7 protein-coding genes are annotated in these 14,945 nt (G+C 60.7%); 3 read left to right on the top strand and 4 right to left on the bottom strand.

The window, feature by feature from the left end:
• Positions 1-3 precede the first annotated feature (3 nt).
• From VSP_RS27410 to VSP_RS27400, 3 genes are all read left to right on the top strand, one after another.
• Positions 4-786 carry an SMI1/KNR4 family protein gene (locus VSP_RS27410; RefSeq protein WP_198141241.1) on the top strand — a complete coding sequence of 261 codons (783 nt, stop codon included), beginning with the start codon at positions 4-6 and terminating at the stop codon, positions 784-786.
• 218 nt (positions 787-1,004) lie between these two features.
• Positions 1,005-2,516, top strand: a complete 1,512-nt coding sequence (locus VSP_RS27405) for a hypothetical protein (protein WP_156346439.1) — start codon at positions 1,005-1,007, stop codon at positions 2,514-2,516.
• 473 nt (positions 2,517-2,989) lie between these two features.
• Entirely contained in the window at positions 2,990-3,460 is a 471-nt protein-coding gene (locus VSP_RS27400) for a hypothetical protein (protein WP_009964763.1), read from the top strand.
• Between the two features lie 1,057 nt (positions 3,461-4,517).
• Here VSP_RS27400 and VSP_RS27395 read toward each other — a convergent pair.
• The 4 genes from VSP_RS27395 to VSP_RS43220 all read right to left on the bottom strand — a co-directional run bounded on the left by VSP_RS27395 (position 4,518) and on the right by VSP_RS43220 (position 14,400).
• Positions 4,518-7,748 carry an inverse autotransporter beta domain-containing protein gene (locus VSP_RS27395; RefSeq protein ID WP_009964762.1) on the bottom strand — a complete coding sequence of 1,077 codons (3,231 nt, stop codon included), beginning with the start codon at positions 7,746-7,748 and terminating at the stop codon, positions 4,518-4,520.
• 433 nt (positions 7,749-8,181) lie between these two features.
• The gene (locus VSP_RS27390) at positions 8,182-9,054 is read right to left on the bottom strand and encodes a hypothetical protein (protein WP_157211089.1); all 873 of its coding nucleotides are present in this window, start codon (positions 9,052-9,054) and stop codon (positions 8,182-8,184) included.
• A gap of 319 nt (positions 9,055-9,373) precedes the next feature.
• A complete protein-coding gene (locus tag VSP_RS27385) occupies positions 9,374-9,637 on the bottom strand; it encodes a hypothetical protein (RefSeq protein ID WP_009964759.1) in 264 nt (87 codons plus the stop codon).
• A gap of 8 nt (positions 9,638-9,645) precedes the next feature.
• Positions 9,646-14,400, bottom strand: a complete 4,755-nt coding sequence (locus tag VSP_RS43220; RefSeq protein WP_009964758.1) for a MuF-C-terminal domain-containing protein — start codon at positions 14,398-14,400, stop codon at positions 9,646-9,648.
• Positions 14,401-14,945 lie beyond the last annotated feature (545 nt).

Raw genomic sequence — 14,945 nt, 5'->3', positions numbered from 1 at the left:
CGGATGCTCGAGCCTGTTGGTGAGCAGAGGGGCTTGCGAAATGTTGTAGACCACTCTTATATCACAGAACAGATTGAGCAAAAAGCATTAGCGATGAAACACATTCAAAAGTGCATTGACCTGTATCGGAAGCGGTATCCTAGCGACGATCTGCAACCTATTGGCTGTCTTGAGGAGGAGCTTGAGATCGTGGAGGAGAACTTGGGGGTTCGCCTGGCGGAGGCACATCGCGAGTTCCTGCTCTGGGCAGGACATGATAAATGGGGGCTGTTCAAAGAGGACTTTTGGTTCATTGATGCCATCGAGGACATCGGGCAACTTGTCATAACCCTCCTGGAGGCTGATGACGTGCCCTTGCCCGAGGGGAAGATTGTCGGTGTCTACAGCCACGAAGGCTACTCGGTGGCGTGGTACGATGCGGACACGACAGATCCTGACCCGCTTATATACCGCTTTATCGAGAAGGATCACGAAGGTGAAGGTCCGGATCCAGCCATCTGGGGCAGGTTCTCAGACTGGGTGTTCGAGTACATGCATCAGCACATGTTCTTCTCCAGTGAGCAGCGAGCGGCGCGGAAGAGCTTCTACGCACACAACAAAGAGGAGTTGCCGGAAAACAGGGCAAAGGCAGAAGCTGAGGCGGCTGCGGCAGCGGGAGCTGCTGGAGCGGGAAGTGCTGGGGCATCTGGGGCATCTGGGGCATCTGGGGCATCTGGGGCATCTGGGGCAGGTGAGGCCGGGATAGTCGTGAGTGGCGACGCGGCGAAGCCGGATGCTGCGACTTGATGGTGCGCTTCTTCCCCGAGGGGGCTGAGTAATGGGATGGTTTATCGTGTGATCAGGCCGGGGCGAGGCATCGGCTGGATGATAGCTGTTGTTTGCGTGTTGTTTTCTGAATGTTGGTGAAGGGTTTGGATGAGGTGGTGCAGTCTCATGGGGGATTGGGGGCTGTTGTTTTGGGCTTGAGGGGGAGTGAATACATGGCAAGGTGGGCCTCAATCTCCATGGAATGCTCACCTGAATCTCCAGCGCCTGATCACACGTCGTCTGACAAGTCCAACGAGGGCAAGCGTGGTGCCGTGCCGGCCGGGCGGGCTCCGCGGGTGGTTGGAGGGAGTGGGGAGCTGTCGCCTGAGAAGAAACGCGTCGTGCTGATGGCGCTTGGAGCCGTCTTTCTAGGGCTCCTGGGATGGATGTCGTATGAAATCTGGTGGCATAGCGGCGCCGACGACCGCTGGGAAACGAAGCTCTGGGAGGGCATACGTAAGGAACGTGCTGACAATAGGACCGAAGGCATGCCGTTTCCCGAGTTGAGGCCGGGGGATGATGCGAGGGCCAAGAACGTCGCGGCACAGATGGAGCGATTCAAAAACTCCAGACAGGATTCCCAAAAGGTGCGACTAGGATATGCGCGAAATATCTTCCCACCTTATCTGGAACGGTTGGGGGGCGAGGACAAGGTGCTGACAGACCGGGAGAACGAATTTGTTGTTGATCGAAGGTCCCAGTTTAAATTCACAGCAGGGCGACCATCAGTGATGGTGCATGACCGGGGATGGCTGGTGTGCGTCGTACCACACCTGCATCCCTACTGGACGCCACCCCATCCCGAAGACGCCGCGCGTGGGTATGAAGGGAATCGCGGAGATACGAGAAAGTATGTCATTGCCCTCTCAGAAGATGGGGGGGAGAAGTGGTCATTCCTCGATTACGACGACACGGTGGGCCGGGACCTGGGCGCTTACTTCCCTGAACTGGTCAAGGCTATGAAGGCGGATCCTGAAGGGGTTCATGCAGACTATGTGCGCCGGGTGCACTACGAGGATATGGTCATCAAAGACAAGGAACTGGATGCCATCTTTTTCAGAGAGTTCGCCGAAGGGGCCAGGCCTGTCTTGAGCTGGAATCTGAGCGGTAAAGATGGGGGCGGTACCCGCGTGCTGAAGTCCCGCGCGGAAGTGATGAAGGAGGAGGAGCCGCTGAGGGCGAGGCTTCTTGCGACGGTGCAGGAGCAGCAAGGCGCTCTGGCGCGTGGGGATGCAGAGGGATGGATGAGAGGCATGCTGCCCGCAGTGGCGGCCCATCTGAAGTCGTCAGGAGAAGGTGCCACCGGAGTGTCTGGCCTGATTGATCTCGCCTACGGGTCGGGAGAAGGGAAGCGTGAGTCCATCAAGGTGGGACCGGTGTCCCGCATCGCGAGAAAAGGGGCGTATCTGGCGGCGGTGGTGGCGACGACCCACGTGATTCAGCGGCCGGGCGTTGGGAGTGCTGATGAGAAGCCAAGTTTTACAGTGGGCGTTTCCCATGACTACGGGATGACCTGGTCGATCATCGAGCCTTGGGCGTTGGGTGATGCTGGTGTGCAGGAGGTGTTTCCTGAATGCTTTGAGGGCATGGACCGCCTGGGGTGGGATTATCGCCTGGCTTCACATCTGGAGCTCACAGCCAAGGGGGGCTTGCCCATGGGCGAGGTGCCTGGGGCGCTGGAGATGGTGAAGCGGGAGTTTCAAAAGTGATGGAGTGGGGAGGGTTGGAAGTTTGAGGTGTTGTCTCACACGAGGGCACGAAGGCACGAAGGGATGTGAGCCTGGGACGTGGGACGTGGGGGTGCTGGCGGCGGCGTGGTGAAGGAGGTGAGGGCTCCGGCCTCCCCACCTGATCGGCCAGGGTGGGGTGTCCAGGGTTGACTCGCTTGAAGCTCGTCTAACCCTGGGCTGTGGTAGATATCTCCTCTGGGGATAGGGGCCTCCGGTGAGGAGGGGGCCAGTCGCGGGGGAGCGGAAGCTGGGGGCAACGTGGACGCTCCGTTGCTTCGAGCTGCCACCCGGATGAGGGGGGAGGGCATCGAACGCAAGGTGGTGTGAGGGAGAGTTGCGTCCTGCCGACCCTGATGGTTGGCCCGGGGCAAGGTAGAAGAGCCGTCGCGGCTCTTGGGGGTGCTGGGTGTGGCGGGGGCAAGAACCGAGACGGTTCTTCTACATTGGACTGCGTGAGGCAGGGGAGTGCGCCTGACGCAGGCTGCGGAAGGGGGCTGTGTGCCAGGCTACCAGATGAGCTTGTAGATGTTGCCGCGGTTCCTGCGACCGATCCCGTCGTCCGCGATTACATCATCCAACATCTCGGCCATCTCTGGGAACAACGCGGCTTTGACAAGCGCATTGCGGATGCCCTGTGGGCGGCAGTCGATTCGACAGATGAAATCACACCCGGCAGCGCGCTCATCGCTCTGCGTGACGGCTACATCCGTGACGTGGACACGGAGCAGCTCGCACGAGTCCGCGCCAAAGCTTGGGACCTCGCGGCCAGTCCAGCCACTCCGCTCCCCACCCGTGTCACCGCTCTGGGCATCGCGGGGGATGGCGGATCAGCAAACGCGAAGGATCTCGCCAATCGTCTCCTCACTATGGAAGATACCCCCGTGATCCTGAAACGCGTCGCCGAAGCGATAAACAGAAATTGATGGCAATAGTCGTCGATGATATTCCGGGTGCTTCCAATCACTGTAGTGACAGAGGGGGAGTGGGGAGCCCCAAAGAACCTTCGATCGACCAGGCCACCTCAGCGCCGGAAGGGAGGCCGCGCCATTTGTGGGAGTCGGCCAAGAGGTCCCGCCCAGCATCGCCTGCTGGCGTCGAGTCCAACACAGCGCAGGTTTATACTCCTGGGCGACAGGTGAAGGCTGCCACCGATGGGGTGGAAATCAATGTCTAAGCTTCTCCCTGGGGTCGCAGGAGTGAAGAGGGGTGATGCAAGACTGGAAGACACAAGACTCAAGACATGAGGAATGGGGGCGTTGGGTATCGGCGGCGCGGGTGGGGTTTTAGGAAATGATGTTGGGTTCCGTACCTGATCGCATACGGGGCGGAGTACCCAGGGTAGACTCGCTGGAGGCTCGTCGAACCCTGGGCTGTGTTATGCATCCCCTTCAGGGATGAGCTTCGGGGGTGGCGGTGCGAGGCTGGAGCACGGGGCGTTGCACTGCCCACTGACGCACTGGGCTACGGAGCGAATGAAGAACAAGCACCGAACGACCCAAGACCGCGAACGGGTGCCCAACCACAGTGGACCATCGTGGGTTTCGGCGGGGCGTGTGGGGTATTAGGAAATGGTGTCGGCCTCCCCACCTGATCGGCCAGGGTGGGGTACCCAGGGTTGACTCGCTTGAAGCTCGTCTAACCCTGGGCTGTGGTAGATATCCCCTCTGGGGATAGGGGCCTCCGGTGAGGAGGGGGCCAGTCGCGGGGGAGCGGAAGCTGGGGGCAACGTGGACGCTCCGTTGTTTCGAGCTGCCGCCCGGATGACGGGGCAGCTATCTCGCAACAGCCTGTCTGGTCGCGCTTTCTCTGTCTGGTAGCGTTTCTGGGTACACTGGGCTTATGATATTCGAAGGCTTCCGAAGCTCTCTGCATCTTTTCGGAACTCCCGCCGGTCGTTGCGGGGTGCGCCCACAAAAAAGGCCGTGACCTTGCGGTCACGGCCGGTGGAGTGCCCCCAGGGGGAGCTGATCTCAGGGCAGGTTACGGATTGGACTCCGTGACACCATTCAGGATGAAGTTCACGACGGGAGTGCCGTCATACTGAACGTCGAAGTTGAACTGGTACAACACGTTGTTCTCGGTGCCGAAGACTTCCAAGACGCCTGAGCCGTCGGTGCCGAAGGCGAAGCCGCCGTCCACTGCACCCAGGATGTTGTTGGCATCAAGGGCGAGGATGTCCAGATCCGCTGCGACTTCGCTAAAAGCGGAGAGGAAGGTGCCGACAGCCGTGGCCTCTTGCGTGAAGAGGTTGCCGGTGACGACCAGGTCCATGTTGGCACCAGTGAAGATCAAATCGATCTCGTCATTGGTCTGGTTGTAAGTGATCGCACGGATGACCTCGGCGTAAAATGCGCCGGAGAAGGTGTTGTCAACGACGGAGCCCACAAGGGTGGACGACGGATTCTCATCCCCAAAGGACTCGAAGTGAATGGCGGCGCCATCGAAGGTGCCTGCAAAGGTGTTCTCGGCGACTCTCACACGGAGGAAGCTGTCGTCGTCTTTGCGGGCATTGATGGCGTTCTCCTCAAAGGTGCCGCTGAAGAGGTTGTTGGTGATCACTGCATTGAGCTCTGAGTCACCTTCCTCTGAGCCGAAGGAAGCGAGCAGAATGGCGTCATTGTCAAACGCCCCGGAGAACACGTTGTTCGTCACCGTCACATCGCTCACGGAGATACCCCCCTTGGTGGCCCCAATGGCCTGCTCAAAGCGTCCGGAGAATTCATTCCCGTCCACCAACAAGGTGAGCAAGGCACCTTCTTGGGACTCGGAGTAGATGCCGCCTTCGTAGAAGCGTCCGGTGAACTGGTTGTTCAGCACTTCGAGATTGCTGTCGGAGCCCTGATTGCTGTACAGGTAGATGCCGTAGGCGTCGAAGCGGCCGCTGAGGAGGCTGTCCGCGACGGTGGCCTTCAGATCCCCGCCGTTGGTCGTGCGCAGGTCGATGGCGTTCTCATAGAAGCGCCCGGAGAAGGTGTTCCCCCCGATGTAGGTGGTCAACTCAGCACCACCATCAACAAAGGACCTGATCCCGGAGGCGTAGAAGGGTCCATTGAAGCTGTTGTTTGTCACCCACACTTCGGCATTCACGCCGTCGCGGACGAATGCGTCGATTCCGTCATTAAACTCACCGCTGAAGGTGTTGGAATCGATGAGCAGTTCCACGAGGGTGGAGCCGTCGGCGCTCAGGAAGATGGCGTCCTCTTCGAATTCACCCGCGAAGACGTTGTTGGTAGCAGAGGCGTACAAAAGGCTCCCGTCTGTAACATTAAAGTCGATCCCCCAGTTGAAACCGCCGTCAAAGAGGTTGGCATCGATGACTGCATTGATCCTGCCGCTCTCTTCGAGCTGAAAGACGAAACCGTCATCGTTGCTGTCGGGCGTCAGGATGTTGTTCCGCAAGGTGACGTTGAGCGTGGAGGCATCATTGGCCTGCATTTCCACGGCCTCATCGGAGTCTCCGGAGAACCGGTTGTTCGCGATGAGAGCGCTGAAGACGCCGGTGGCATAGGTTTCGATGTCGATGCCCGATTCTTCAGCATCGGAGATGACGTTGTCCGTCACCACCAGGTTCTGCACGTTTTCAGCGTAGATGATGTCTTCGTCCCCGTCGAAACCATCGTAAATGTTGTAGCCCTGGATGATGAAGGTGGCGATGTCTTCGGCATAGAATCCGCCGTCCACGTCTGGGCGGTCCGTGTTCCCGCCAAAGTTGAGGCCGCCCACGCCTGCGAGGGGGTGGAAGGAACTGATGAAGCGGGTGCTGCCCGTGAGCTCGACGTCGTCGTTGTACTCGCTGCCCGTAGCCTGGGTGTAAACGCTCCAAAGCCGGGTCGTGGCATTGCTGTTGTTGCCAGCCAGCTCAGCGCCGTCCTCGATGTTGTTGAAGGGACGCTCGGCGGTGCCGTTGGCGCCGTTGCCAGGGGAGTCGCCGGCCTGGATGCCGTTGCCTACCGGACCTTCGTTGTTGACGAAGACCACGTCGTTGACCAGCACGAGCATGGCCTGGCGCTGGGAGATGACCTTGGTCTCGGTCTTGGACTTGGTGGTGGACGTTTGTTTGTCCATTCCCACGCTAGTGGCGATTTTCACCGCAGCGTTCTGGCGGTGCACGGGCTCAGCCATGCGCTCTGCGAGGTGGCGGCGGCGGGACTTGAAGGCGTCGCCCATGCGGCCCCAGAAGCCTTTGCCATCACCGAGGTCGCCGACTTCAAAGGGAAGCTGAAGCTGTACGCCAGCGGTCCAGTCACTGCCGGTGAGGCGGTCGTCCTCATACCAGGTGCCGGTGAGGATGATGGCGGGGACGGGGCGGATTTCCACGCCTGCTTTCCAGCCTTCCACATTGCCGGTGCCGCCGGTCTGGGGACCGAAGGGCTGGTTGTCGAAGCTGTAGTAGCCGCCGATGAGGCGGAGATCGAAGTACTTGTCGAGCCCGGGCACAAGGAAGGCGGCCTCAGCGTCCCAGCCTTCCATGCCTTCTTCGTACCGGCTGAAGAGACGGTCGATCGTGGTGGTGCGGGTGGTGGTGGTGGCGCGGGTGGTGTAGAGCGCGTCCTGGGCGATGGTGTAGCCGGTCGCGTAGGGGTTGTTCAGCGGGGTGACGGACTGGGAGCGGCTCGTCGAGGAGGACTGGAGGACCTCCCGGGTTTTGAACTGCTCTGCGACTTGTTTGTCAGACAGGGGAATGTAATAGTTGCCGCGGAACTCGAGGTAGCGGTTGCCAAACTCCACCCCCACGCCGAGCTGCCAGAACTGGTTGTCGGCCTCGGTATCGAGCATGTCGATGAAGACGTTGGTGCCGACGAAGACACCTTCTTCAAAAAAACCGGCCTGGGGGGCGTCTTTGCGGGTGAGCGCGGAGATGGGCTGCGCGCCAAAGAGGTAGCGGTAGCCCAGGCCCAGGGAGGCCGCGATCTCGCCGCCTTCTCCGTAGGAGGTGTAGGGTTCAAGGAAGAGCACACCGCCGCTGAGGGTGCCTTCAGCGCCCAGGGAGCTCCAGACGGGAGCCACGATGGAGAAGTTGCCATCTGTGTAGGCGTCACTGGATTTGACGCCGGCGTTCACGGTGCCCAAGTACATGGGGTGAACGGCGGCAGGGGGCAGGATGGCTGCCTTGCCGGGGTTTTTCTCTGCCGGTTCGGCTGCAACCAAGGGGGCGGGCAGCAGCAGCAGTGCCAGCGCCCGGGAGAGGCGCTTGGAGGGGAGTAATTTCATGAATGTGAAGAGGGTGCCTTGGGGTTGGTTGTGTCGGTGTGTTGTTGTTGGGAGAAAGGCTTTTGTAAAAATCGGACACCCCACTACCTGAAACTGCTGGAGAAACAATGATAAACTATAATTTTTTGATGTACGGAGGAGGGCCTGTCGGCAGCGGGCAGGGTGGAAGAGCCGTCCCGGCTCTTGGTGGGCTGGGTGGTTTTGGGAAACAAGAGGCGAGACGGTCCTTTTGCGGGGGGCTGCGGAGGGAGGAATGTCTCACACGAAGGCACGAAGGCACGAAGGCTTGGGATGCCAAGGTGGTGGATGACGGGGGGGGAGGGATGTGGGAGCAGTGGAGTGGTGGAGTGGTGGAGTGGTGGAGTGGTGGAGTGGTGGAGTGGTGGAGTGGTGGAGTGGTGGAGTTATTTCGCAATAGCCTGTCTGGTCGCGCTCAGCGGGCCCTTTCAACCTGAGTCGGAAGGGCACCTAGCCGCTGTCTTCCGGCTTCGAGGTTGCGGCAGGCGGCAACGGCCAGCGGTTGCTCCACGGCCAGCGGTTGCTCCACGGCCAGCGGTTGCTCCACGGCCACCATGGCGGCGGCCATCTGGGTGTGCGGATCCTGTCCAGGGAGCATTTCGTTGGCGATCTCCTGACGGCGGGCCTCCAGCGGGAAGGGGAGACTGCCAAGGCGCTGCATTGCCGCAGTGAGGTTGCGGAATGCCGCCGCCTGGACTGGGGTCAAAGGGGCGGCACCGAGCAGAGTGGATGCAGGCACCTTTGCAGTGGCTCGTGCGATGAGGGTTTCGCGGCTGGCCGGTGGCTTGCCGAGGATGTCGGGCGTGGTGGTGTCGATCGAGTCGCCAAGGCGGAGGTACTCGTCGAAGATCAAGCGCACCGCTATGGCTGACGTGGCATTGCCAAGGGCAATGGCGAGCTTTGTCGCCCCCGGTGCGGTAGCCGAAGTGAGCCTGTCCTGCTGCTGGAGATATTCCTCAATGATACCCTTGCCGCCTTTTTCTTTGAACCCGATCAAGGCGCGGAGGGAGGCGCGGAGGGCGGGGGCGATGTTGTATTGCGGTTTCTGAGAGGCGAGTCTGATGAGGGCGCTGGCTCGCGAGCTGATGCCGGAGATCTGGTGGGCAAGGCCCAGGGTGCGGGCCCGCTCAAGGAGGAGGCGCAGGGTTTCCTGGCTGGCGGAACTCCCGGAGGGGGCGGCGTTGAGAGTGCCTTGGGAGTTGACGATGTCATCCGGGCCGAGTATCTTTGAGAAGCCTTTCGGTGGCGTCCCACGTTTGGGCAATTGGAGCCCATAAAGTCGTGCCATCGAAAGGCTCTTTGTTTTGTTCTCGTAGATCGGGCTCTCCCCGAACATCATGGCGATGTCACCTGGCAGATTTGCCGTAGAGAGACTGGATCTGATTGACGGCTACTCCGTGGCTTGAGATCTTGTCCAAGTGAATGGCTGCGACGATGGGACCCCGGCCAGGCTCTGTGAGCAGGTGATGGTGCGGTGGCGCGCGTTGCTGAGGTTCAAGGCAATATCATGCGTCAGTGGCGGTGGGGGGCGTGGCGAGAGCGGGCAAAGGAAAACCCCTCGCACAGCGTCAGCCGGGAGAGGGGTGAGGTGATCCGGGAGCAGAGATTCAATCAAACTCCAGATCGTCTGGATCAGGCGGCTCGCCTTCATGCTGTACCGCGAGCTGAAGGCCAAATTTTTTCGCAGCACCTATGGCAAGCCCGAAAGTATCTTCGTAGGTGCCGGAACTTTGGGACACGTAACTCTCAACGGATTTCCTGAAACTGGAGTTACCTTTGAACTCCTGGGACAGAATGCCTCCCAAGGGGCCAGTTTCCAGAGTCAGTGTAAGCTGTTCGTTATTTTTGACGTAGGTAAGGGTTGTCGTCATGGCTTCGATTAAGGCGGTAAAAAGACATCCAGGCAGGTGAGAAAAGCCTCTCGCCAGGCGAGCCGTCCGGTACGTGTACTGCGGTGATTTAGATGGTCTGCGAGCAACGCGGGACTGTCGGCTAGTTTTTCCAAATGTACAGCAGGCACCTCAACGGCATCGGAAACGCCCCCCTTGGGATAGATCCTCCCTGCATATTCATTGCCACTAAGATCAGCCCAGTCGTCCCGCATGCCTCGCACTTTAGGGCCATAGAGCTTTCCGGTGCTCGAGTAGAGGATAAGTTGCGGTTCCGCAAAACCTCCAGTACGTCGTGAAGCCAGGGCGGTTACCCGGTCTCTGAAGGATGACGGACCTTTGAGGTGTGTCCAGTGTACCAACTCATGGAAGAGATTGCGCCGCAATGTCGGCAGATCAGGGGCCATGGGATTCACCGCAATACTGTTGCTTTCAGGGCGATATACTGCGACTTTCTTGCCCAATTTCTCGTCAAAGGCGATGGCCACAGGATGTTTGGCAAGCTGTCTGGCCAGCGCCGGGGGCATGAAGGTGGCGAACTCCTCCACAATCGTCCGGATCTGCTCACTGCTGTAAGTTTCACAGCCTTTCATCTCCCGCACTAGAGTGCCGAGTTTCGGCGGCGTATTTTGTTTGAGAAGGGTCACCAGTTGCCCGGCTTGATCCTTGGTGAAGACGTGGGTGTCCAGATCTCTTACTCCCAGCTTGTCCAGAAGGCTTCGCAACGGCGTGCCGGGGGTGCCAAGCGTCTCGTTCAGGCCGGGTTGTGGTGGAGAGGTCTGCTGCGAAGACCTGGCACGACGCGGCGACTGGGGTGCACGTGAGCCGTCTGAAGCGTTGGGTGTTTCAAGTTCGGGCAGGGAAAACTGCAGCCGGGCGTCCGGCCCCGTCCCGTTCCTTGTCTGCCGGGGCGAAGGCATCTGCGGAGTTTTCTCCGCCAGGTCTCGCAGGCGGCGGGAGTCCTGCTCCGGAGTGTGGTCGAGGATGATATCGATGGGGTGGATGACCCCGGCCTCCGTCCGGATGAAGTTGGCTCCTTTGGCATCGCTGGCCGAGATGTCCAGATGCTTGTGCACGTACGCCCCGTCTGCCACCTTGAGGAAGCCCCTGGCGCGCATGTAGGCCTCCACCTCATTCGCATCCGAATGCGGACGCACCTTGTCTGCGCGGTACCACGGCTGGGTGGTGACCAGGCGCGGTAGGCTCTCGCCAGGAAGCTGGGTCAGGCCTTCGACGGCAACGTCATCGTCAAAAAGAAGGTTGCCCCAGGCCAGACGGCGCAGGTAGGTCTGCAGGTTGCCGTTCCAGCCAAACTCGCCCGGCTTGGTGAGCTTGATGGCGAGATTGGAAGGCCTGTGTGGGTGGACATCGTGCTCCGCCTCACCCAGTTGCTCCAGGTCGGCTATGCCTCGGGCGAGCGTTTCTCCATGGACTCGAGGTAAGCCAGCGCTTTGACCCCCGGGTGTTGACTCCGGTCCGTCTTGTACCCGGCCTGCTTTTTCATGGCGGCGAGGGCGTCCTCCCAGGGCACTGCGGCGGAGGCTTTCAAGCGCTCGTCCAGGGTTGCGATCTTGATGGGAACGGCTGGTTTGGTTTCCATTTGAGTCCAGTGTATCAGGGTTGTGGGGTGAGGCAAGACGGATGAAATCAGGGGGCTGGCTGCGGGGCTCACGCTCCGAGGCGCGGCGCAGCAGGTCGTCGGTGAGATGCGCCGCACTGCGGCCGTCCAGGGCGGCCTGGCGGGCCAGGGAGATGAGGTCGCGCACATCGCGCTCAAAGGCGATATTCCCATTTCTGGATAACACTGCCAGGAGCTTCGCGACCGCCTCCTGCAGCGCCTGCCACATGCGGCGGGCCAGGGAGGGCAGCCTGTTCTCCAGTTCTGCCACGGTGCGGGCCCCTTCCACCTGCTCCACCTTGCGGGCGAGCCACTCCAGGGCCAGGTCTGCGGGGTGACCGGCCAGATGCTGGTAGCCCGGCTCGCTCAGGATGGTCAGCAGCTCCCCGCGGGGGATGCGCGAGGCGAGGTGGTTCCACGAACGCCCAATGGCTTCATCCGTGGCCAGCAGGAAGTTCACCCCCTCATGGCCGACGCGCTCATGCAGCAGAAGGCGGGCGAGGGCGTGCAGCGGCGTTTCGCCCACGCGCAGCTCGATCTGGCTGGCAAAGATGAGGGTGCGCCCCGTGTGGCGGTCAAAGAGGGCCTCCGTACCCTCCATGCTTGCTATCTCCGCATCGCTGTAGTCCTCCCCATAGGAGGAGGCGGCGAGGTCCGCTGGCGAGTCAAAGACCAGGACGCGCTGGTGCACCAGCCCGGGGAGGCGTTGCCGGATGGCTGCCAGCGCCTCGCGGTACACGGAGAGGCTCGCGCTGCTGGGCCGGGAGGCGAGGGTTCTGTTGTGCCTGTTGTTTCCTTGTCCCCGGCTGAAGCTCAACCGCGGCCGGGTGCTCGCGGAGGCTTTGGACCCGGCGGCCTGCAGTGCCAGAGCGTCCGCCTGCAGCGACTTGAGCGCGGTGAGATACCGGGCCCGCATCTGGTTGACGATGTTCTGCACCGCCACTTCAGGCAGGCCGGAATCCTGCGCAATCCCGGCGATGGGGCGGTCCTTGAGGAAGTCGGCGAAGATCAGGCGGATCTTCTGCGGGACGGGGGCCAGGATGGTCCGCAGGGCCCGCTCGTGGAGGGAGGGCTTTGTTGAAGAAGCAAACAGTGTGCTCTCACCAAATCGGGTTCGTTGGCGAATTGCGCGAAGATCAGCCGGGGATGCGTCATCTAGTTGCAGGTCGACGAACTGCGTTGATGCGTCTGCTCGCGTGATAGCGTTACCGGGTGTGATGGTGTCCCAGGCGGTGATTTCACGGATGGGGTGAATCCACTTTCCTGGTTCAAGTTCGACGAACCCATGGCCCATGAACGCATCTGCCATTTCACGATCTGTGCCATCGCGGCCCGCAACCCACGGCTGTGAAATGACGGCGCGAGCCTCTGTTTCGCCTGGAAGGGTGACCAGTCCTTCAAACGCCACCCCGTCTCCCAGCGCGGCGTTCGCGACGGCCCAGCGGCGAACATATGCTTCAAAGTCCTGGCCCTGTGCGCCATAGACCCCCGGCTTGGTAAGTTTGACAGCGCGCTGGGTAACATTGTCAAAGATGACGATGTGTTCCCCACCTGCGAAAGGAGCCTCTGTAGGCGAATGTTTTTGTGCGCCCTCTAATCGTTGGACGACTGGACCTGGATCGAGTCGAGTTGCTTCCCGTAGAGCTCTCTCAAGAATTCCGGCACGACGGGTGAGTTCCACCCCATGTTTCCGGCGCTTCGAGCGATTTGGGCGTAGGCCTGAGACTCGGTCACCTTCGTCTCCGGTAAAGAAGGCGAGGAAGCCGGCTGGATCTCGGTGCTCATGATTCTCAAAGCTCGCCCTGTCCCGAGTTTTGTCAAGAGGGGTGAGGAAGGAGGGAAGGGGCTGCCGGGTCGAGGCTGCCCCCAGCAGGGTGTTGCGGGAGGGCCGTGTGTCTAGCTCCAGCATCGTGCTCGCCTGGATCAGTGCATCCTGAACCCTCCCTTCGTAGGCGCTGCGAGCCTTTTCCGCGTGAGCCGGAAGGGCACCAAGCCGCTGTCGCCCGGCTTCGAGATTGCGGTAGGCGGCCAGTGCCTGCGGTTGCTCCACGGCCACCAGGGCCGCGACCATCTGCGTCACTGAATTCTCCCCGGGAAGCAGTTCGTTGGCGATCTCCTGACGGCGGGCCTCCAGCGGGAAGGGGAGGGTGCCCAGGCGCTGCTTTGCCGCCGTGAGATTGCGGAAGGCCGCCGCCTGCACCGGCGTCAGTGGCACCGTTTTGAGCAGGGTGGATGCAGGCACCTTGGCTGTGGCCCGTGCGATGAGGGTTTCCCGGTTGGCCGGTGGCTTGCCGAAGATGTCGGTCGTGGTGGTGTCTACCGCATCGGCGAGTCGCAGATACTCGTCGAAGATCGAGCGCACCGCTGTGGCTGAGGAGGCATTACCAAGGGCAATGGCGAGCTTTGTCGCCCCCAGTGCGGCAGTCGAAGTAAGCCTGTTCTGCTGCTGGAGATATTCTTCGATAGTTCCCTTGCCGCCTTTTTCCTTGAACCCGATCAAGGCGCGGAGGGCGGCGCGGAGGGCGGGGGCGATGTTGTATTGCGGTTTCTGAGAGGCGAGTCTGATGAGGGCGCTGGCTCGCGAGCTGATGCCGGAGATCTGGTGGGCAAGGCCCAGGGTGCGGGCTCGCTCAAGGAGGAGGCGCAGGGTTTCCTGGCTGGCGGAACTCCCGGAGGGGGCGGCGTTGAGAGTGCCTGACCCGCTTTGGGGGTTGACGATGTCATCCGGGCCGAGTATCTTTGAGAAGCCTTTCGGTGGCGTCCCACGTTTGGGCAATTGCAGCCCAAATAGTCGTGCCATCGAAAGGCTCTTTGTTTTGTTCTCGTAGATCGGGCTCTCCCCGAACATCATGGCGATGTCACCTGGAGGTCTGCCGTAGAGAGACTGGATCTGATTGACGATCACTCCGCGGCCTGTGTCCTTGTCCAAATGAATGGCTGCGACGATGGGGCCCTGGCCAGGCTCTGTGAACTCTGTAAGCACCAGCAGGCTGTCTGGGCGGGTGCGGGAGGGGAAGATGGCTACGGGATCGGCCAAACCCTCCGGAAGTTGTTCGAGAGCCGCGAGAGGAACTGCGTGAACCTCTTTGGTGACTTTGTCGAAAAGGCTGTTGGGAAGTACGAGCATGTGTCTCTCGGCCCCTGCGGCACGGATGACCGCGGGGGTGGGCCCTAGGCGAACCAAAGGGAGGCCGAGGGGCTCCCCGCCTGCACACCTTCCTCGAACTCCTCCGCCGTCTCGGCTAGTATCGCGTGCACCGCCTTCGCCTCAGCAGGTGATGGTGCGGTGGCGCGTGTTGCTGAGGTTCAAGGCAATACCATGCGTCAGCGGGGGTGGCGGCCTGGAATGGCGATAGCTGACAAAGAAAAACCCCTCGCACAGCGTTAGCCGGGAGAGGGGCAAGGTCAGCAAGGAGCGGTGGATCAGTCAAATTCCAGATCAGGCCTACTTGCTAAACTCACATTCACGGTTGTCGGAGTCGCATTGCGCCATCGTATTTTACAGAGCCGTGTCACGTCACTCCGTCCGGGGGCGTATTTTGAAATAACAGGTCAGGAGTCCCGCCATTCAAACTGACAATATCATGCATTGCATTGTCGAATTCGGCAGGTCAATTCGGATCCAAATTCTTTCAGAAACGCGTCTCGGGTGGTGGCAACGGAATTCCATGC

The organism is Verrucomicrobium spinosum DSM 4136 = JCM 18804, assembly GCF_000172155.1.
Classification (GTDB): domain Bacteria; phylum Verrucomicrobiota; class Verrucomicrobiia; order Verrucomicrobiales; family Verrucomicrobiaceae; genus Verrucomicrobium; species Verrucomicrobium spinosum.
The sequence above is the reverse complement of the archived record's forward strand: the minus strand, read 5'-3'. Positions and strand labels throughout refer to the sequence as shown.